Origin of the sequence: Paenibacillus sp. GbtcB18 (assembly GCF_019091125.1) — a bacterium.
Classification (GTDB): Bacteria; Bacillota; Bacilli; order Paenibacillales; family NBRC-103111; genus Paenibacillus_F; species Paenibacillus_F chitinolyticus.
Map to the genome: position 1 here is coordinate 258364 of NZ_JAGXJX010000002.1, position 19520 is coordinate 277883.

16 protein-coding genes are annotated in these 19520 nt (G+C 56.0%); 3 read left to right on the forward strand and 13 right to left on the reverse strand.

Features of this window, described 5'->3' with window-relative positions; translation table 11 throughout:
• Positions 1–155: 155 nt before the first annotated feature.
• Entirely contained in the window at positions 156–2936 is a 2781-nt protein-coding gene (locus KVT34_RS06455) for a calcium-translocating P-type ATPase, SERCA-type (RefSeq protein ID WP_217557678.1), read from the reverse strand.
• Between the two features lie 174 nt (positions 2937–3110).
• On the opposite strand from KVT34_RS06455, the gene KVT34_RS06460 reads away from it, so the two are divergent.
• Positions 3111–4868 (forward strand): Rqc2 family fibronectin-binding protein, encoded by a 1758-nt coding sequence (locus KVT34_RS06460; RefSeq protein WP_217557681.1) that lies wholly within the window; start codon positions 3111–3113, stop codon positions 4866–4868.
• A gap of 101 nt (positions 4869–4969) precedes the next feature.
• Here the strand turns inward: KVT34_RS06460 and KVT34_RS06465 are convergent, their stop codons facing one another.
• The 7 genes from KVT34_RS06465 to KVT34_RS06495 form a co-directional block, all read right to left on the reverse strand.
• On the reverse strand, positions 4970–5902 hold the full coding sequence (locus tag KVT34_RS06465) for a MerR family transcriptional regulator (RefSeq protein WP_217557683.1): 933 nt from the start codon (positions 5900–5902) through the stop codon (positions 4970–4972).
• Positions 5903–5976: 74 nt separating this feature from the next.
• Complete coding sequence (locus KVT34_RS06470) at positions 5977–7293, reverse strand: UDP-glucose dehydrogenase family protein (protein ID WP_217557685.1); 1317 nt, start codon at positions 7291–7293, stop codon at positions 5977–5979.
• A 15-nt stretch (positions 7294–7308) separates the two neighbouring features.
• Positions 7309–8190 (reverse strand): UTP--glucose-1-phosphate uridylyltransferase GalU, encoded by an 882-nt coding sequence (galU, locus tag KVT34_RS06475; RefSeq protein ID WP_217557686.1) that lies wholly within the window; start codon positions 8188–8190, stop codon positions 7309–7311.
• A complete protein-coding gene (locus tag KVT34_RS06480; RefSeq protein WP_217557687.1) occupies positions 8177–9034 on the reverse strand; it encodes a PHP domain-containing protein in 858 nt (285 codons plus the stop codon). Before KVT34_RS06480 ends, galU begins: the two co-directional genes overlap by 14 nt.
• A 69-nt stretch (positions 9035–9103) precedes the next feature.
• Positions 9104–10015 carry a selenium metabolism-associated LysR family transcriptional regulator gene (locus KVT34_RS06485; protein WP_217557689.1) on the reverse strand — a complete coding sequence of 304 codons (912 nt, stop codon included), beginning with the start codon at positions 10013–10015 and terminating at the stop codon, positions 9104–9106.
• A gap of 114 nt (positions 10016–10129) precedes the next feature.
• Positions 10130–10567, reverse strand: coding sequence for a hypothetical protein (locus tag KVT34_RS06490; RefSeq protein WP_042232685.1), 438 nt, complete (start codon positions 10565–10567; stop codon positions 10130–10132).
• Positions 10568–10865: 298 nt separating this feature from the next.
• Complete coding sequence (locus KVT34_RS06495) at positions 10866–11129, reverse strand: YlbG family protein (RefSeq protein ID WP_009672616.1); 264 nt, start codon at positions 11127–11129, stop codon at positions 10866–10868.
• A gap of 73 nt (positions 11130–11202) precedes the next feature.
• On the opposite strand from KVT34_RS06495, the gene KVT34_RS06500 reads away from it, so the two are divergent.
• Positions 11203–12213, forward strand: coding sequence for an asparaginase (locus tag KVT34_RS06500; protein WP_217557691.1), 1011 nt, complete (start codon positions 11203–11205; stop codon positions 12211–12213).
• Positions 12214–12370: 157 nt separating this feature from the next.
• On the opposite strand, the gene KVT34_RS06505 is transcribed toward KVT34_RS06500, so the two are convergent.
• The 3 genes from KVT34_RS06505 to KVT34_RS06515 form a co-directional block, all read right to left on the reverse strand.
• Positions 12371–12823, reverse strand: a complete 453-nt coding sequence (locus KVT34_RS06505) for a YlbF/YmcA family competence regulator (RefSeq protein ID WP_217557694.1) — start codon at positions 12821–12823, stop codon at positions 12371–12373.
• Between the two features lie 218 nt (positions 12824–13041).
• A complete protein-coding gene (locus tag KVT34_RS06510; RefSeq protein ID WP_217557697.1) occupies positions 13042–15054 on the reverse strand; it encodes a helicase-associated domain-containing protein in 2013 nt (670 codons plus the stop codon).
• Positions 15029–16714 (reverse strand): DNA repair helicase XPB, encoded by a 1686-nt coding sequence (locus KVT34_RS06515; RefSeq protein ID WP_217557700.1) that lies wholly within the window; start codon positions 16712–16714, stop codon positions 15029–15031. Before KVT34_RS06515 ends, KVT34_RS06510 begins: the two co-directional genes overlap by 26 nt.
• Before the next feature lie 172 nt (positions 16715–16886).
• Here KVT34_RS06515 and KVT34_RS06520 point away from each other — a divergent pair, with 172 nt between their 5' ends.
• Positions 16887–17657: a thermonuclease family protein gene (locus KVT34_RS06520; protein ID WP_217557702.1), complete on the forward strand. Its 771-nt coding sequence runs from the start codon at positions 16887–16889 to the stop codon at positions 17655–17657.
• Between the two features lie 63 nt (positions 17658–17720).
• Here the strand turns inward: KVT34_RS06520 and KVT34_RS06525 are convergent, their stop codons facing one another.
• Together KVT34_RS06525 and KVT34_RS06530 are read right to left on the reverse strand one after the other, a co-directional pair.
• Positions 17721–18155: a CBS domain-containing protein gene (locus KVT34_RS06525; RefSeq protein ID WP_217557704.1), complete on the reverse strand. Its 435-nt coding sequence runs from the start codon at positions 18153–18155 to the stop codon at positions 17721–17723.
• 50 nt (positions 18156–18205) lie between these two features.
• Positions 18206–19444: a M20 family metallopeptidase gene (locus KVT34_RS06530; RefSeq protein WP_217557706.1), complete on the reverse strand. Its 1239-nt coding sequence runs from the start codon at positions 19442–19444 to the stop codon at positions 18206–18208.
• Between the last annotated feature and the right edge of the window lie 76 nt (positions 19445–19520).

Sequence of the window (19520 nt, forward strand, 5' to 3'; positions counted from 1 at the left end):
TTCCCTCTCGCTAGATCGATATAATGTCATTCCCTTTATCATAGCGCAAAAGAATATCTCTGGCTATCGCCAGTTTCCCGCAAAAAAGAAAAACCCGTGACGGCCTCGGCCGTTAAACGGGTTCGAAAACTTCCCGGGCGATCCGCCCGCGTGAATTACCGGAAGCTCGGCTTGGAGCTGTACTTCGCCGTTTTTTTCTTGGAAGGATTCTGCATGACGCTCCCCAGCCCCATCAGGAAGGTTGGAATACCTGCCGCAATCAGCACGATGATCCAGTCTTTGAAGCCGAGCGGAACGGTTTTGAAAATAGGCTGCAGCTGCGGTGTGTACATCACGCCCAGCATCAGCACGAGCGAAGACAGGACCGCCAGGACCAGATATTTGTTCTGAAGCGGATTGCGGTGAAAAATGGAACGCGAGCTGCGACAGTCGAACACGTGGATAAGCTGCGCCATAACGAGCGTCGCGAAGGCAACGCTTTGCGCCTTGACGAGATGCTGGGCGTCTCCCGGATTTACCCGAAGCACGAGCCAGAAAGCGCCGAGCGTGCAGACCCCGATAAGAAAACCTCTGGAAATAATTTTCCATCCCAAACGACGGGCGAATATGTTTTCTTTGGCCGAACGGGGCTTGTGCTGCATAAGATCCTTCTCCGCCTGATCGACGCCCAGCGCCATCGCGGGCAGGCCGTCCGTCACCAAGTTGACCCACAAAATTTGAATCGGGATAAGCGGCAGAGGAAGACCCGCCATCATGGCAAGGAACATCGTCAAAATTTCCCCGACGTTGGAAGCGAGCAGATACCGGATGAATTTCCGGATGTTCTCGTAGATTCCCCGGCCTTCCTCGATAGCCGCCACGATCGTCGCGAAGTTATCGTCACTGAGCACCAGAGACGACGCTTCCTTCGTCACGTCGGTGCCGCTGATGCCCATGGCGATGCCGATATCCGCCGCCTTGATAGCCGGCGCGTCGTTGACCCCGTCGCCCGTCATCGCGACGACATGGCCTTTGGCCTGCAGCGCTTTGACGATGCGGAGCTTATGCTCCGGCGAAACGCGGGCGTAGACGTAGATATCGTCTACTTTGCTTTCGAGCGCTTCGTCGTCCATAGCCGCGAGCTGGTGGCCGCTGATGCACATCCCCCCGGCCGGGAGCATCCCGAGCTGCTTGGCGATGGCTTCCGCCGTCGTCAGGTGATCGCCCGTGATCATCACCGTCTTGATCCCGGCCTTGCGGCATTTGGCCATCGCTTCACGGACTTCGCGGCGCGGGGGATCGATCATGCCGGCCAAGCCTACGAAGACGAGCCCGCGCTCGGCATCCTCGTGATCCTCGCACGATTCCGTCGGCTTCAGCTCCCGGTAAGCCGTTCCCAGCACGCGGAGAGCCGAACGCGCCATTCCTTCGTTCGCGGCCATCACTTTGGCTTTCAGCGTGGATGTGAACGGAATCACCTTGTCGTCCCATAAAATGTAAGAGCAGTGCTGCATGAGCACATCCGGCGCTCCTTTGGTCATCACGAGCTTGCGGCCGCCGCTGGAGACGATAACCGACATCCGCTTTCTTTCGGAGTCGAACGGGAACTCGGCCAGACGGTCGAACTGCGGATTCAAGACTTCGTGCGTAACGCCGGCTTTAGCGGCCAATACGACAAGAGCGCCTTCCGTCGGATCTCCCTTTACGTTCCATACCGTTTCCGGCGGTTCGTCTTTGGCGCGCTTTTTCTTGACCGGCTCCGCTTCCTCTTTATAAAGGACGGCATTGCTGCATAAGGCCGATACCTGCAAGAACTGGCGCAGCATCGAATTTTTGGCGGGATTGACCCGCGTGCCGCCGGCGCTAATCTCGCCTTCCGGCGTGTACCCGTCACCGCTCACTTCCAGCAGGCTGCCGCCGACCCACAGATGGGTCACCGTCATTTTGTTCTGGGTCAGCGTCCCCGTCTTGTCCGAGCAAATCACGGAAGCGCAGCCCAGCGTTTCGACGGAGGGCAGCTTGCGGACAATCGCCTTGCGCTTGATCATGCGCTGTACGCCAAGGGCCAAAGCTATCGTAACGATGGCGGGCAGTCCCTCCGGAATAGCCGCTACGGCCAAACTGACACCCGCGAGGAACATCGCGTAAGGAGGCTGTCCGTGCACAATGCCGGCGACAACGACCATGACCGTCAAACAGAGCGCTACGATGATCAGGATTTTGCCGAGCTGTTCCAGCCGGTGCTGCAGCGGGGTTTCAAGCGTCTCCGTATTCTGGATCAGGTCGGCGATCTTGCCCATTTCGGTCTCCATGCCGATCCGCACGACCGCGCCCTTGCCCGTGCCCCGCGTAACCATCGTTCCCATAAACGCGAGATTCCGCTGATCGCCGATCGTCACGGTGTCGGAGCTTAGGGGATCGACGGTTTTTCCGACCGGAACGGACTCGCCCGTCAGGGCGGATTCCTCCACGTAGAAGCTGTTCGCTTCGAGGAGACGGATATCCGCGGGAACCCGGTCTCCGCTCTCCAGGAGGATAATATCCCCGGGAACCAGGTCGCGGGCGGGGATCGTCTGCAGTTCGCCTCCGCGCATGACCTTGGCTCCCGGCGCCGAAAGTTCTTTCAAAGCACGGAGCGAACGCTCCGCGCGGAATTCCTGTATAAACCCGAGAATTCCGTTCATGATGATAATGGCGACGATGGTTATCGCGTCCAAATATTCGCCGAGCAGTCCCGATACGAGTGTGGCCCCCATCAATACGAGAACCATAAAGTCTTTGAACTGGTTTAAAAACAAGGTGACTGGCGAAACGCTTTTTCCTTCGGACAGTTCATTGCGGCCGGCTTCGGTCTGTCTGTTGTCCGCCTCTGCCGATGACAGACCTTCGGACGGATGAACGCGCTGCGTCTGCAGGACTTCATCCGTCGTCATCTGGTACCATTCTTTCTGACTCATCACCGTTTCCCCTCCCGGTTACTTTCAGGTGCAAGACCCGCTTCTCTTGCTAAATGTATTCAGACAAGCCGCAAAATATCCCAGCTTGGACAGCGCTTCTAAAGAAAGAACTTAAAATTTCCTCGCATTTATGGCATGATAGAATGTAATGAACTTGGATAGGAGACTTTCATCATGGCATTAGACGGACTGGTCCTCCATGCAATCGTGCACGAGCTGCAGGAATGCGTAGGAGGCCGGATTAATAAAATACATCAGCCCACGGATAGTGACGTGGTTATGCAGATCCGCGCCCGCGGTCGTTCGCTTAAACTTCTTCTCTCCGCGAACCCCACCTATCCACGCATGCACGTGACGGAAGGGCAGTACTTAAATCCCCAGGAAGCCCCCATGTTCTGCATGCTGCTCCGCAAGCACTGCGAGGGCGGCATCATCGACTCCATCGAGCAGGTCGGGCTGGAGCGGATCGTTCACTTCCGTGTACGCCAGCGCGACGAACTCGGAGATGTGAGCACGAAAACCATCGTCGTGGAGATCATGGGCAGACACAGCAACCTGATTCTTATGGACCCTTCCACGGGCACCATCCTGGACGGCATTCACCACGTGACGCCGGCGATCAGCTCTTATCGCATTGTCATGCCCGGCAGCGCCTACGCGGAGCCTCCGGCCCAGGACAAAGCGAATCCGCTGGATACGAGCGAAGCCGTGTTCCGCCGGAGCATGAGCGCGGGAATCGGGGAAGACGCCGCGCCGGAGAAGCAAATGCTCGCCTCCTTCAGCGGCCTGAGCCCCCTGGCGGCGCGGGAAATCGTCTACCGCAGCGGAACCCGGCTCGGCGTTCCGTACGGCGAGGACGCGCTCTCTCCGCTGTGGCAGTCTTTCCGCAGCGTGACGGACGCGGTGCGCGAGCGGCGGTATTCCCCCGTTATCGTTGAAGAAACGAAGACGGGCAAGCTTTTCTTCTCGGTCATGGAACTGACCCAGATAGAAGGCGAGTCCCGTTTGTTCCCTACCGTGAGCGAGTGCCTGGAAAGTTACTTCGGGGACAAAGCGGAGCGTGATACCGTCAAGCAGCGTGCCGCCGATCTCGTTAAACTTTTGCAGAACGAGAAAGCCAAAAACATCAAGAAAATGGATAAATTGCGGGAAACGAAGGAAGAAGCGAAAGATGCGGACCGTTTCCGCATTATGGGTGAACTGCTTACGGCCCATCTGCATCAAATCCGCAAAGGGGATAAGGAAGCGGTTGTGGTCAATTATTACGAGGAAGCCCAGCCGCAGCAGAGCATAGCGCTCGACCCCCTGCTTACGCCTTCGGAGAATGCGCAGCGCTATTTTAAACGATATACAAAAAGCAAAAACAGCCTGGCCTACGTGGAGGAGCAAATGAGCCAGACCGAGATGGAGATCCAGTACCTCTCCTCGCTTCTGCAGCAGCTCGGTTCCGCCTCTATGCGGGATATCGCGGAAATCCGGGATGAGCTTGCGGAGCAGGGTTATGTGCGTGAGCGCCATACGAAAGGCAAGCGCAAGAAAAAAACCGATAAGCCGTCCGTAGCCTGCTTCACGTCGAGCGAAGGCGTTCCGATCTACGTCGGCAAGAACAATACCCAGAACGACTATGTGACGAACCGGCTTGCGAGCGCCGGAGATACATGGCTGCATACGAAGGATATTCCGGGTTCGCACGTCGTGATCCGCAGCCAGTCTTTCGGCGAAGCCACCCTGCACGAGGCGGCCCAGCTTGCCGCTTATTTCAGCCAGGCGAAGGAATCGAGCTCGGTTCCCGTCGATTACACTCTCATCCGCAACGTACATAAGCCAAGCGGCGCCAAGCCGGGATTCGTTATTTACGAACAGCAGAAAACGCTGTTTGTGACACCGGACGATCAGTTGATCAAGCAGATGCCGCAAACCGTGAAGGCTTAAAAAATCGCAGTCAGACCCCGGCAGCCTGCTGCATCCCAACATGCAACCGGGTCCGGACTGCGGTAACACCGCCGGGACACCGATCAAAAAAAGCTGACAGCTCAATAGGCTGTCAGCTTTTTCAGTTTAAGCGCGCATTCCCGCGCATCGCCGGAAAGCAGGTAAATATGCTTCGTGCCGTGAAGCACCCCATCGCGTTCGACCGCATTTCCGCCGATAAACACTTTGGTCCGGCTGCCGAGTTCCTCGATTCTCCGGTCCAGCTTTGCATAGAACGGATAAGCTTCGTCCAGCATCGACTTCATCGAAGAACCGAAGGCGAACGCCGCGGGACGGTTCTGCTCCAGACAATCGAGGATGCCTTTCTCCGAAGGCGAAGCCCCGAGATACAACGTCTGAAAGCCGTTTTGCAGCGCGAAATAACCCAGAAACAGAATCCCCAGTTCATGACGCTCGTAAGGGGAACAGGCGGTAATCAATCTGGGGGCGTCCGGCGGAATGGAAAATAAGTTCTTTAACGCCAGCAGACGTTCCCGGATAAAATGACTCCCGAAATGCTCCTGATATTCGGAGATTTCTCCCCGTTCCCACATCTCACCGACGCGGATCAGCGTCGGCTGCAGAACTTGAAGCAGAATAAAGTCCATTTGGTGCAGCGCCGCAAGCCGGTCGAAAAACCGCTGGGCGCCCGCCTGATCCAACTGAAGAAATAAACCCAGCAGCTTCTCCTGATACTCTTTCAGTTCGCTGCGGATAAACGGAAGCTCGGCCTCCGTCCGAGAAATTGTCTCGGTCGAAGCCGAGCTTTCGAGCCGCAGCTGTTTTTCCTGAACGGCGAGACCGATGGGAACACCGGAATCCGCCTTGCTTTTCAGCCATATCAATGTTTCTATATCGTGATTCGTGTAGCCTCTATACCCGTTCGGAAAACGGTCCGGTTGAACGGCGCCGTAGCGCTCCTCCCATTTGCGGATCAACTGGGTGGAAAGTCCGGAACGCATCGAAGCTTCTTTGATTGTATAAAGTCGGCTCATGTCTCTTGTACCCCCGGCTAACCTTGAACATGCCCCAATTATAAACCATTAACAAAGCTTATACAATGAACGGTTTAAACCGATCCGGGGAATGCGGGGCGTCCGACGGACACATAAGTAAATCCTTTCTCCGCCATCTCGGCGGGGGCAAACATGTTGCGCCCGTCGATAATCAGCGGCTGCCGGACAAGATTGCGCAGCCTCTCGAAATCGATACGCCGCAGTTCTTCCCAATCGGTTGCGATCACTACGGCTTCCGCATTTTCCGCGGCCTCATACGGATCGGTCAGGCAGCGTACACCGGGAAGCAGAGCAGACGCCTTGGAAGCCGCAGCCGGATCGTACGCCGTCACAATCGCTCCCCGCTCCTGAAGGGAACGGATAATATCCAGCGCAGGGGCATCGCGGAGGTCATCGGTGTTCGGCTTAAACGCAAGTCCCCATACCGTAATGCTCCGGCCTGTCGCATTTCCGCCCAATGCGGCCGTTACCTTCTCCACAAACCGCTCGCGCTGAAGCGTATTGACCTCGATGACCGCCCGCAGAATGCGGAAATCATAATCGGCGTTTTGGGCGATTTTCAGCTGGGCTCTCGTATCTTTGGGAAAGCAGGAACCGCCGTAACCGATCCCCGCCTGCAGAAACTTGGGCCCGATCCGGTTATCGAGCCCCATTCCCCGGGCAACGAGACTGACGTCCGCGCCTACTTTCTCGCATACGTTCGCCATCTCGTTGATGAATGAAATTTTTGCGGCCAGGAAGGCATTGGACGCATATTTAATCAGTTCGGCACTCTCGGGGTCGGTCCGCACAACCTCGCCGCCGAACGGGGCCTGGAGCCTCTCTACGCGGAGAGAGGCATCCGCATCGTCGGACCCGATCACGACCCGGTCGGGATGAAACGTGTCGTGAATGGCCGTCCCTTCTCTTAGAAACTCCGGATTGGACACGACGGAGAAGGGAACGGGCCGCTGCTGCCCTTCTTCCACCCACTGCCGGATGCGCCTGGACGTTCCTACGGGCACCGTGCTTTTCATGACGATGATTTTATAATCGTTCATCTGCCGCGCCAGTGTCTCCACCGCGCCTCGGACTTGCCGCATGTCGACTTCCCCGTTGTCGAGCGTAGGCGTTCCTACCGCAATAAATATAATGGACGAGTCCTGCACGGCTCTTGCCAGGTCGGTCGTGAAAGACAACCGGCCGGCGGCTTGGTTGGAGGCCGCAAGCTCCTCAAGCCCGGGTTCGTAAATCGGAATTTCGCCAAGGCTGAGACGGCGGACTTTATCGGGATCAATGTCTACGCAGATGACTTCATGCCCGATTTCGGCATAGCAGCACCCGGTAACGAGTCCGACATATCCCGTCCCAATAACGGCAATGCGCTCCATTCAAGGTTCTCCTCCTTATCCGATATGAAACTCGTGACGGACGAGGTTCGTTAAATACGAGCGCAGTTCCTCCTGCAGCCCTTGCCGCTCCAGAGCCAATTCGATGGTGGCCTGAATATAGCCGAATTTATCGCCGACGTCGTATCTTCTCCCCTCGATCGGATAGGCGACCATCGGCTGCTTTTCGTTCAAAATGCGCAGCGCGTCCGTCAGTTGGATTTCGCCTCCCCGTCCGGGCTCGCATTTCTCCAAGATATCGAAAATCTCCGGCATAATCAGATAACGGCCGATTACGGCCAGGTTGGAAGGCGCATCGCTGCGATCCGGTTTCTCCACGAGGTCCGCAATTTTCTTATAAGCTGTAATTTCGTCCGAGGGTGCGACAATTCCGTATTTGCTCACATCTTCCCAGGGAACTTCGCGGACGCCGATCACGGACGTCTGAGTCTCCTCGAACACGTCCATCATCTGGCGCAGAGCGGGTTTAGACGAACGAAGGATATCGTCTCCGAGAAGCACCGCAAACGGTTCGTTTCCGATAAACTTGCGGGCGCAGTAAATCGCGTGGCCCAGACCGAGCGGCTGCTTTTGACGGATATAGTGCACATCGGCCAGGTTGCTGACCGTACGGACCAGGGAAAGAAGCTCATCGTTCCCCTTCTCCTCAAGCATCATTTCCAGTTCGACCGATTTGTCGAAATGATCTTCGATCGCGCGCTTGTTACGTCCCGTGACGATTAGAATATCCTCGATCCCGGATTCGATGGCTTCTTCGACTATGTATTGAATGGCCGGTTTATCCACCAGCGGCAGCATTTCCTTAGGCTGCGCCTTGGTGGCGGGCAGAAACCGCGTTCCGAGACCGGCCGCGGGAATGATCGCTTTACGAATTTTCACGGTTGTTCCTCCGTTCCTGAAGTCTCCGCACTGTTTCCAGCGAAGTGCGCTTGGAACCGAGCGGAGCGTGAAAGACCTGGCCGGCGCGAACGCCATGGAAATCCGAGCCCGCCGTTGCGATCAGCCCGTGCTCACGGGCCAGGCGCCCGTAATGGGCTTCCTGCTCCGGCGTATGATCGGCGTGGCTGACTTCGATGCCATCTAAACCATATGCGATAAGTTCCCGCACGATGTCTTCATCGCCGTAAAGACCCGGATGGGCAAGCACGGCGACTCCGCCGGCCTCTCTAATCCAGTCGATGGCCGTACCGGGACGGATGCGCGGCGGATTGATATAGGCGGCTCCGCCTTTGCCCAGATATTTCTCGAACGCTTCGTTCATCGAGCTTACATAGCCTTTGGCGAGCAGAACGTTTGCGATATGAGGACGGCCGATCGTGTCCTCTTCGCTTTTGCCGGCCTCCAGGTGTTTGACGACTTCCTCCATCGAAACGGCAAGACCCAGCTCGTTCAGACGCTCCAGCATCATCTCGTTGCGCTTGTTGCGCGTATTCCGGAGCTCCTCCAGACGCTTCAGAAAGCTGTCCGACTCCGTATCGATGTAGTAACCGAGCACATGGATATCCTGCCCGCCGGCCACCGTGCTGATTTCGACGCCGGGAACGACTTCGATCCCGATCCGCCTGCCTTCAAGCTGCGCCGCCCTGACGCCGGAAACCGTATCGTGATCGGTTATCGCTACGGCCGCAAGCCCGGCTTCCTTAGCCAGCCGGACGTTGTCCTCGGGCGCCTGCGTTCCGTCCGACGCCGTCGTGTGCGTATGTAAATCGGCCCATTGAGTCATAGATGGTGCCCCTCCTTTTTCTCCGGCAAAATGTATCCGGTCATCTCTATAGGGATGTAACGCCCGTTTCTAAAGCCATTTGACCAAATCGTCCCGCCGCATAAAATTCAAAAAGCTGACAGCCGACAACGGCAGAAGGGTCGAATTCAAATAAATCGCGTAAAAACTGCGCGAAAAAGATACGCCTTCGATTTCCTTTACCTTTAATATACCAAGCCGGACCTCATGTTTAACCGACGACTGCGACAAAATGGAAATGCCGAGACCGGCTTCTACCGCCGATTTGATGGCTCCCGTGCTGCCCAGTTCCATGACAATGTCCATTCCGCTGCATGCGATGCCCGTCCGCTCCAGCTCCTCTTCCATTACCCGCCGGGTTCCCGAGCCTTCTTCCCTAAGGACGAACGGGTATCGGAAAACGTCCTCCATCCGGATCGTCTCCATCTCCGCCAGCGGATGCCCCGCAGGGACAATCAGCTTCAGCTCATCGCTCAAAATGGCTTCAGTGTGGACATCAGGATGCTGGATAGGAGCCTCGACAAGGCCGAACGTCAGCTGATGGGCAAAAATTTCGTCCAAAATTTGCGTCGTATTCATGACTTTCATCGCAACCGAAATATTCGGGTATTCTTTGCGGAAGGGTCCCAGCAGGCGGGGCAGGATGTATTCCCCCATCGTCAGCGAGGCTCCGAGCTGCAGCCGTCCTTCGGCCATGGCCGAAAAGCCTGTCATGGCGTTCTCGGTTTCCCGGATGAGATCCACGCACTTGCGGGCGTAGGGAATCAGCGTCCTTCCCGCTTCCGTCAATTCGATTTTTTTGGTAGAGCGGTGAAACAGCTTGATTCCGAAATGATCCTCCAGGGACTGTACCTGCATCGTGACCGCGGGCTGCGTCATATGAAGCGCCTGCGCGGCGTGCGAGAAGCTGCCTTTTTCGGCTACCGTGTAAAAAATATGAAGCTGGTGAAAATTCAGAGCCATCGTCATCGCCGCCCTTTCTCCGCATTTATTATAGCATTTATAAGACGGAAAAAAGAGCATGCTGCAAAATGCAGGCATGCTCTTCGCCGTACCGTAAAGCTCCATCTGCCGGAGTTAGCGCCGTTTACGGCTGTTCTTGATCAGCGTCATACGGCGGGAGTGGCGGAGCCACGAGTAGTACGATTTCAGATCGCGCAGCTCGATGGTCTCCGACATTCTGCCGAGGAAAGTCACGATAATCATTTTATGCAGCGGGTTACCCGCAATATCGGTTTCGTTCTCAATGACGGAAAACTCGGCGACCATCACCAGATCGTCGTCCACGAGATACACGTCCTGTTCGTTCTTGTAATACGAAGCGATGCGTCCGTCTTTCAGTTTATCCCATAAAAAATCGCATATGTCCTCAAAGCCGGTTTTCTCGCTTTCGACCCGGTCCGTCCAGCGGAGACGAGCGTGATTCGTGATCACAATGTCCGCAATTTTTTTGTCGTTCAGGTTAACATAAAAAGGTTCGTACGTGCTCCAGCGGTCCATTGTTTTGTCCCTCATGAATCACAACTCCTCTCCAAGCGTTTAGGCCTTTATACCTACTGGTTTTCACCATTGTAACTCAATATTTAAATATTTCCAAATAAAAACGCTCACTTAATTTATAAATATGGCGCGGTACAAGAAAAAATGTCACACAACTGTAGAAAATTCAAAATTAACAAAAAAATCAATCTTCTCATAAACTGTAAGGAGGATGAAATAAGATTTCAAATTGCGTTCCCAGCGCAGCGCCGGCAAGGAATGACCAACGGTCAAATAATCGGCTTTTTCGGAAAAACAGATTTGCGCTTTTGCTCTACAGTGTGTAAAATTTTGATTTGTCCGGTCCGTGGCTTTCGTACTCGGTTTTGATTTCACCGCGGTAAGAACGTTCCACCTTGCGTACGTAAGCCAGTTTCTGAAGTTGGCGTACGGTTTCGTCATACCGGCTGGCATGAATATACAGCACCACATAGTGCATTTTCTTGGACATGTAGTGTACCGATCCGAAGCGCTCCAAGTTTTTGGCGGCTTTCAAATCAGTCACCCATATGATAAGTCCGGTTCGCTCCGTTATCATGTCGTTTGACTCCTTTAGACAGGTTTGGCTTCTGATAAACTGATTCTATTCTACGGGTTGGAGATGATCCTAAATGTCGGCTTCTTCGGCTGTCATTGCCCGCGTCATTCGCGGGCCAATCACTGAAAGTATTCACCGCGGCCATATCGCTGCCGTCGATCATACGGGCCGCCTGCTTCACAGCCTGGGCGATCCTCATGCGGTTACATTCGCGCGTTCCACCGCTAAGCTGATCCAGGCGCTGCCCGTTCTCGAATCGGGCGCCGCTTCCGACTTCGGCTTCACGGACGCCGAAATCGCCCTGATCTGCGCTTCCCATAACGGGGAAGACCGGCATGTCCGCGCGGCGCGCTCCATTCTGGCCAAAGCGGGCGCGGCAGCGGACGATCTGCAATGCGGATCGCACTATCCGTTCCACAAGCCGACTTCGCGGCAGATGCGCCAGGAGGGGGAAGCCCCCACGCCCCTGCACAACAACTGCTCCGGCAAGCACTCCGGCATGCTCTCTCTGGCGGCTAAGCTCGGCGTCAGCACCGAGCATTACATGTCGCCCGAGCATCCCGTGCAGCTCCAGATGCTCCAGGCCGTCGCCGAAATGGCGGGCCTTGCCCCCGAGGAAATTCCTCTGGGCGTAGACGGCTGCGGCGTGCCCGTGTTCGGGCTGGCCATCGACCGCCTCGCGCTCGCTTATGCGCGTCTCGGCAAGCCCGACGGCCTCTCCGCCGAGCGCGCGGACGCCTGCCGCCGCATTATTGCGGCCATCCGGCGGGAGCCATCCTACCTCGCGGGAAGCGACCGCTTCGACACGCGGCTGGCCGAGGCGACCGGCGGCAGAATCATCGGGAAGATGGGCGCCGAAGGGCTCTTCGCCGTCACCGTGCCCGATGAAGGACTCGGGCTTGTCCTGAAAATCGAGGACGGCGCCCAGAGAGCGCTTTACTGCGCGATGTTCGAAGCGCTTGTCCAGCTCGGACTGCTTCATCCGGGCGAGATGGAAGCCCTTGCGGAATTTCGTGAACCGAAGGTCACGAACTGGCAGGGCACCGTCGTAGGCTCCATTCAAGCCGACTTCAAGCTTATTTAAACAGCAGCCGTGTCCGCGGGAATAATCCGCAGGCACGGCTTTTTTAAATCAATATTCTCGTTACCGTCAAGAGACGTTCGGATTGTCAAGGCTGTCGGTGCGGATACCTTGAGGGGCGCCGGGCCCCCGGTTCTGCTTGTCCGGTCCCCTGCGGAGGTTAACCGCAGCTGGAGCAGCTCCCGCCGGATCCACAGCTGGAGCAGCCTCCGCCAGATCCGGTGTCGAGCCCGCCGGGAACTTTGATCGTATCGGATACGGCAGTCGCGATAGTCTTCGATATGGTATACAGCAGCTGATCCAGCCGTTCCTCCGCTTCCTTGAACCTGTTTATGCTCTCCACCTGCTCAAGCAGGGACTGCACGGCTTGGACTTTGTCCAGCGCGGCATGGTAATCGGGATGGAAATGGCCGAAACGCTCGCATTCCTCGAACAAATCTTTGGCTTTGTTGAACTCTCTCACGAGCCTCTGCGCCTCGAAATCCTGTTCCACCGCCTGCTTCCAATATAGATAATCCGCCACTTCGGCAGAGTTGTTAATGAGATCGCCCACCTGGTATGCACCCATAAGAATGGACGACATATCCATCGTCTTGGCTTCCGCCACACTCACAATCGATCACTTCCTTTTGTGTTTCCTGCGTACTCCCCCTATCATATCACAGTTCCCTAGGACTTTCTCCATTTTTAAAAGCATACGGGATGACTTTTGTTGGAGATTCCTCAGAGAAAAAAGATCGTTTACAGGTCTCTTGGTGTTTGAAAATAAAGAAATGATTCGCACAAGGCACATTATATTACATAATTTTCCATAAATCAAGTTTAACAAATTTACGTTCCGTTTATTCCGGGCAAAAGGATACGGATACGGCTGATCCGACCGGCTTGAACCGTTCTGTTTCCGCCTGCGCCGTCCGACAGTTCGATGGTCAGCTCTTCTCCCCGTTCCACGGCCTTGCGCGGAATCCATACCGCCGCTGCACCGCTTTCAACCTCGGCTAAAACAGGGGCTCCCCAGGCAACCGCCTGCCGAACGATTTTAAAAATAGTGGACGCATGGTATTCCCTGCTTTCCCGATACCAGACCGCAGGAATATCCCGCATTCCGGGATACATTTCCTCTGCGGAAGGCAGGCGGGTCTCCAGTTCCAGATACTGGACGGGGTCCTGATCGTACACGATTCCTTTAACCGTTTCAGTTTCGGGATCTCCATCCGGGTCCGGCACTTCCTCTTCGTTCTGAAAATCAGCCGCCTGCCGGGGAGAAAAGCCCGCCGCGTCCAGCAGCTTCATCATTTCAGTCATTTTGTCTGCCGGAACGATAAAATCGGAGTCCCCGATTTTCTCAAGCAGCAGCTTCCCGATCTTGGGATGTCGCGAGACTTGTTCCGCCAGCTGCGCGTCCGCGCAGCGCAGAAGAGTCACGCCGCCGAGCACGACCCGGCCGTACTGCTCCCCCCATGCGGCGATCGTAAGCCGGACGGTTTCCGGCACACCGTGGCGGGCATGACTTTCGAGAAGCTCCAAGGCCTGTTCCGGCGGAGTTCCGTGATCCGCCCCTCTTTGGACGCTTTCTTTGGTCAGACGGTACACGGCCATGCGGTCGCTTTTCACGAGCTCGGCGAAACGGGCGATTTCCCAGCGTACCGTAAACGGGCATTCCGGCGGGATCATCACCTCGAAATCCGGCTGTACATACAAAAAGGCGGAAGGTTTCGCCGTTTTCCGCTCCTCATTCGCTCTCTGTTCATACCGTACGGGATAAAGCCAGCTAACCGATACGTCGCCGCTGTCTTCCGGCTCCCAATCGAGCCACCCGAACGCCCGCAGAGGCTGAAGCCATTTCTGAACCAACCGGAGGGAAAAACGCGCTCCCTCCTCCTCTCCTCCGGCCAGCGTTTGCCGCCTGTTCAGCTCTGCCGCCAAGCGGCTAAGCCGTATTTTTTTGCCGGCCGTGAGCTTGTCGAGCAGGCATACCGCGTGCTGCAGATCCACGTCTTCGGGAAAACGGTGTTCCGTCCAAAGCCGGTACAACCTCTCCGATTGACGCGTTTCGTCCGTCGCGAGCCAGTCACGAAGCCGTGGCTTGTGCAGAAGGAGCCGGTCCCCGCTCCGGTACAGAAGCCCCAGCCGCTGCAAAAAATCCAAGGCTGCCGCCAGCGATACCGGATAGGTATCGGCATGCGCGAACTGGAGCCCGCAGCCGGCCAGATCGGTTTCGTCAAAGCCGAGAAGCGCCGTCATTCTCTGTACGTGGCGCTTGTGCAAAGCTCCGCGCTGTGTAAGCGGCAGCTCGTGCAGATCCGCATAATTGAGCAGGAGAAACAAGTCCAGCGCCAGTCCCTGCCGGGGCTTATCGCCCTGCTCGTAAAGCTGCCGCAGCCTGGCGTTATCGTCGCTGCCGGCATTGTGCCGGCTGCCCGCTCCGTCCCCGTGCCCGACTACATCACAGCCGGGGCCGAAAAACACGGCCTGCCACCCCCGCAGACCGTCCTGCGGAAGCAGGAACAGCCGGTCGCCCCACGATTTGCGGAACGCCGCGATCAGCCCGCGTCTGCGCAGACCCGTGAGGGCCGTTTTAACCAAAGCCGCCGCCCAGTCCGCCGTTTCCTTCTCAAGTTCGGCCGGTGTAAAAGGCCGGCTGCCGAAATGGACGACGATCAGCCGAAGCAGCTTCTCCTCATCGGGCTGCAGAGCTGCCCGGAGCTTTCTGAGCACGTCCTCATTTCCGAAAGCTTCCCAGGCCTCTATACCGTGCGCCGCCGCGCTTTTTATCCAATCTTGTCCGAGCAGCTGCCTGGAAGCGGCCGGCGGCATTTTATCGAGTATTTGCGCATAGTTCATCGCTCCCGCCCTCCTCTATCCTGTACTCGTACCCTTGTTCGAGCAGAAAAATCCGCCGCTTAAGCGCATACTCCTGCTCACTCGTCCCTCTGCTGACCAAGGTGTAGAAGAAGGCTTCGTTTCTCCCCTTCTTGGGCCGGAGTATGCGCCCGAGGCGCTGAGCCTCTTCCTGTCTGGAGCCGTAGCTTCCCGAAAGCTGGATAGCGACAGAAGCGTCCGGAAGATCGACGGCGAAATTAGCTACTTTCGAAACGGCGAGAATCCGGACAAGCCCGGAGTTAAAAGCTTCATAGAGCCGCTGCCGGTCCGCCTGCGGCATTTCCCCGGTAATAAGCGGAATCGTTAATTTCCGGGCCACTTTTTTCAACTGGTCCAAATATTGGCCGATAATGAGAATCGCTTCTCCGTCATGACGGGCCAGGAGACGCGTTAACGCCGGAAATTTGCGGGAGTTTTCCCCGGCTATGCGGAACCGGCTTCTTTTGTCCGCTTCGTAATAGTTTTGCAGCTCACCGGTCTCCATTTCCACGCCGACCTCCGTGCAGGTTACCCGCGCGATCCATCCTTCCAGCTCCAGCCGCTTCCAGGGCATATCGAACAGTTTGGGGCCGATCAAGGAAAAAACATCCTCCTCCCGTCCGTCCTCGCGCACGAGGGTTGCCGTCAATCCGAGCCGCCGGGTCGCCTGGATATCCGCGGTCGCCCGGAAAACGGGAGCGGGTAGAAGATGCACCTCGTCATAAATAATGAGCCCCCAGTCTCGGCTGTTGAACAGCTCCATATGGGCTTGTTCGCCGCCTTTTTCACGCCGGTGTGTAAGAATTTGATATGTCGCGATGGTGACGGGTCTAACCAGCTTGACGTCCCCGCTGTATTCGCCGACGCGTGAATCGTCCAGACTGGTCTTAGCCAGGATTTCTTTGATCCATTGGCGGACGGATGTCACATTCGTGGTCAAAATCAGCGTCGCGCAGCTTAGTTTTGTCAACGCGGCGATGCCGATGACCGTTTTTCCCGCTCCGCAGGGCAGAACGAGTACTCCGCTGCCTCCGTCCGGATGAAAGCACTCTACCGCTTGGCGCTGGTAGTCTCTCAACTCCACTCCCTTAAGCTCCGCCGGAAGCTCTTCTCCCGCGTGATAACCCGCCAGATCAATGACCGGATATCCGAGCCGCATCAGTTCCTGTTTCATGACGCCCCTCATGTCCGGCCAGACTGCGAGTGCGGAACTTTGCACGGCTTCCAAGGGACCCGCGTCTTCCCGGTCGAAATACCGCTGCAGCTCTTTCAAACCGCCCAGTCTGGCCAGCAGCTCCGTGTCTAAGGATTGGAGATACAGCTTCCCCTTGTCGGAAATGAGCCGAAGCCGTCCGTACCGGCCCAGAATAGAGAGAAGTTCATCCTCCATGCGGCGGGAAATACCGTATTTCGATTCCTGCTTCAGAAAACGGATAATATCGCCGCCGCGCAGACCCGAAGCCGCCGCATTCCACAGGGACAGGGGGGTTATTTTGTAGGTATGCAGATGCTTCGGACTTTTAACCAGATCCGCAAAAAGCGCCAACTCCGCACGGATCGACTCGAAACGCTCATGATCCGCTTCCGCCAGCACAGTAAGGTCCTGTTGAACGATAAGCGCATTGTCAGATGCCGGATTCACGGCGAGGCCTCCCTTTTTATCCGAATTCTCTCTTCACTATTCCTAGTATGAAAGGAACTTCCGAGAAATAAACGTTGCCGGATCATTTGTGCTCCGTTTCGGAGCATTGTATAATGACGAGGTTCCTTTTTTCAAAAAGGAGCATTCAAACTCACAACAAGGAATGGATCTCATGAACACAAAAAAAGCCCTTCTTCTATTAATTTTTGCCGCCCTTTTTCTTGCCGCCTGCGGGTCCGCCCAACCAAAAACGGATTCCGGATCATTTAAAGAAACCGTCCTTGCCCGGTATCCCGAGCTGAAAACGCAAAAAATGACGACAGCCAAGGTCAAAAGAGTAGTGGACGGCGATACGTTCGAGCTGGAAAACGGAAACAAAGTGCGGCTGATCGGGTGCAATACGCCTGAAACCGTCAAGCCGAACAGCCCTGTCGAACCTTACGGCAAGGAAGCGTCCGACTATACGAAAAAACGGTTGACCGGAGCAACCGTCTACCTGTTCAACGATGCCGGAGATACCGATAAATACGGCCGGCTGCTCCGTTACGTCTTTATTGAAGGGGAGTCCGTCATGTATAACGAACTTCTCCTCCAGGAGGGGTATGCCAACGTGATGACCATTCAGCCCAACGTGATGTTCTCCGATCGTTTTGTAAAAGCAGAGCGGGAAGCCCGCTCCAAGAACAAGGGCCTTTGGGGCGCCAAGGATGCTTCATCTCCCGCCAAAACCGGTGACTCCCCAAATGGCGGTTCCGGCAAAAATCCGGAAAATGCGAATCAAACGGCGGCCTGCCCCGATCCTCAAATCAAAGGAAATATCAATTCGAAGAAAGAAAAAATTTATCACGTTCCGGGCAGCTCATCCTATGAGCAGACACAGGCGGAAGCGATGTTCTGTACGGAGAACGACGCCAAGAAGGCCGGCTACCGTAAAGCCGGATAACCTAAATAGCCCGAAAAGACGCACCGGATGCCGGTGCGTCTTTTTTAGGCTGACAAGCAGCATTCATTTGTTCGAGGACGTGCTCCGCCCTTCCGAAATACGGCTCAGCGCTTCTCCCGCCTCGTCTTCCAGCTTATCCCGGACCGCAAGGTCTCCGATCGCGATTACGCCGACCAAATTGCCGTCCTCGACGACCGGAAGCCGTCGCACCTGGTGCTGGGCCATCACTTTGGCCGCTTCCTGGACATCCGTTTCGGGCGAGATCGTCGTCAAATTCTCGGAAATGACCTGCTTAACGGCCGTGGAACCGCTGTGTTTCTCGGCATAGCCGCGTACGACCAGATCCCGGTCGGTTACAACGCCGATCAGCTTGTTTCCTTCCACGACGGGAATGAATCCGATATCGTGCTGTTTCATTTTAAGCGCGATTTCATATACGTTATCCTGCAGCGTTACGGTTACGCAGTCGGTCGACATGACCTCTCGGACTGTAGGCACGAAGAATTCCTCCTTCACTTGCATAACGGCAAGTTATGTTAGGGCTGGAATTAGCGTGTCCCCGTTTCGTCCAAAACATGCAGAGCCATTCGCGACAGGAGTTTGCCGGCGGTCAGCATCGCCCTCTCATCCAGATCGAACTTCGGATGATGATGGGGATAGTCCGCACCCGTCTGCGCGTTCCCGGCTCCCACGAAAATAAAGCAGCCCGGCACTTGCTGAAGGTAGTACGCGAAATCTTCCGCAGCCATCACCGGCTCGATCGTAAGAACGCGGTCTTCCGGAAGCATGCCGGAGGCGACTTCCCGGAACCGTTCGAACTCGCCGGGGTGATTGACCAGCGGCGGATATCCCAGCCGGTAGTCCATGACCGATTCGGCTCCGTACATCTTGCAGGTCGAAGCTACGATTTCTTCGACCCTTTCTTTCACCTGCAGCCTCAAAGCGGAATCGAACGTACGGGTCGTCCCTTTCATTTTGCAGGTTTCCGCAATGACATTGAAATTGGTTCCGCCGTTTATGGAACCGATCGTGACCACGCAGGACTCGATAGGGCTCACTGTCCGGCTGACGATGGTCTGCAAATTCACAACCGCGTGCGAGCCGATGACAACGCTATCAATCGCTTGATGAGGCATTCCTCCGTGGCCGCCCTTGCCCCGGATTTCAAAATGAAACTCATCGGCTGCGGCCATCATCGCTCCCGGGTTCGATCCGACTGACCCAACCGGTAGAGGTGTCCACAAATGTACACCGTATACGACGTCCACCCCTTCAAGGGCGCCCGCTTCGATCATGGAAGCGGCCCCGCCGGGCGTAACTTCCTCCGCATGCTGAAAAATAAACCGGATTCTGCCCTTCAGCCGTTCTTTTTTCGTGCTCCATATTTTCGCGGCGGCAAGCAGAGTGGATGTGTGCGCATCGTGTCCGCAGGCATGCATGATGCCGGGCACCTTCGATGCGTAGTCGCACTGTTTTTCGTCCTGTATCGGCAGTGCGTCCATATCGGCCCGGAGAGCGACCGTAGGTCCGGGAGCGCTGCCCTGAAGATCGGCGATCAGCCCGTAACCGCCCATCCCCGTGCGCACATCGAGCCCCCACCCGGTAAGCTTTTCCGCTACGAAAGCCGCCGTATTGACTTCCTTATAAGAGAGCTCCGGATGCTGATGCAGATGCCTTCTCCAGGACACCATCGTCTCGTACATCGCTTCCCATTCTTTATCCAGTTCCTCACCCTGTATGATCAAGGTATCACCCGCCCCCGTGTTTGATACGATTCTTCCTTTCATTGTACCAAATCCTCCCACGTCTTTCACCGCCAAACCGACAACAATTTTACACGATTCCTGGTTTGCTCTTACTTGC

Bases quoted from the DNA above. Each gene is read 5' to 3' on its own strand.
- KVT34_RS06460 (WP_217557681.1), top strand. From the start codon at position 3,111: ATGGCATTAGACGGACTGGTCCTCCATGCAATCGTGCACGAGCTGCAG.
- KVT34_RS06485 (WP_217557689.1), bottom strand. From the start codon at position 10,015: ATGGCTCTGAATTTTCACCAGCTTCATATTTTTTACACGGTAGCCGAA.
- KVT34_RS06510 (WP_217557697.1), bottom strand. From the start codon at position 15,054: ATGAACTATGCGCAAATACTCGATAAAATGCCGCCGGCCGCTTCCAGG.
- KVT34_RS06520 (WP_217557702.1), top strand. From the start codon at position 16,887: ATGAACACAAAAAAAGCCCTTCTTCTATTAATTTTTGCCGCCCTTTTT.
- KVT34_RS06490 (WP_042232685.1), bottom strand. From the start codon at position 10,567: ATGAGGGACAAAACAATGGACCGCTGGAGCACGTACGAACCTTTTTAT.
- KVT34_RS06455 (WP_217557678.1), bottom strand. From the start codon at position 2,936: ATGAGTCAGAAAGAATGGTACCAGATGACGACGGATGAAGTCCTGCAG.
- KVT34_RS06470 (WP_217557685.1), bottom strand. From the start codon at position 7,293: ATGGAGCGCATTGCCGTTATTGGGACGGGATATGTCGGACTCGTTACC.
- KVT34_RS06465 (WP_217557683.1), bottom strand. From the start codon at position 5,902: ATGAGCCGACTTTATACAATCAAAGAAGCTTCGATGCGTTCCGGACTT.
- KVT34_RS06480 (WP_217557687.1), bottom strand. From the start codon at position 9,034: ATGACTCAATGGGCCGATTTACATACGCACACGACGGCGTCGGACGGA.
- KVT34_RS06530 (WP_217557706.1), bottom strand. From the start codon at position 19,444: ATGAAAGGAAGAATCGTATCAAACACGGGGGCGGGTGATACCTTGATC.
- KVT34_RS06495 (WP_009672616.1), bottom strand. From the start codon at position 11,129: ATGATAACGGAGCGAACCGGACTTATCATATGGGTGACTGATTTGAAA.
- KVT34_RS06500 (WP_217557691.1), top strand. From the start codon at position 11,203: ATGTCGGCTTCTTCGGCTGTCATTGCCCGCGTCATTCGCGGGCCAATC.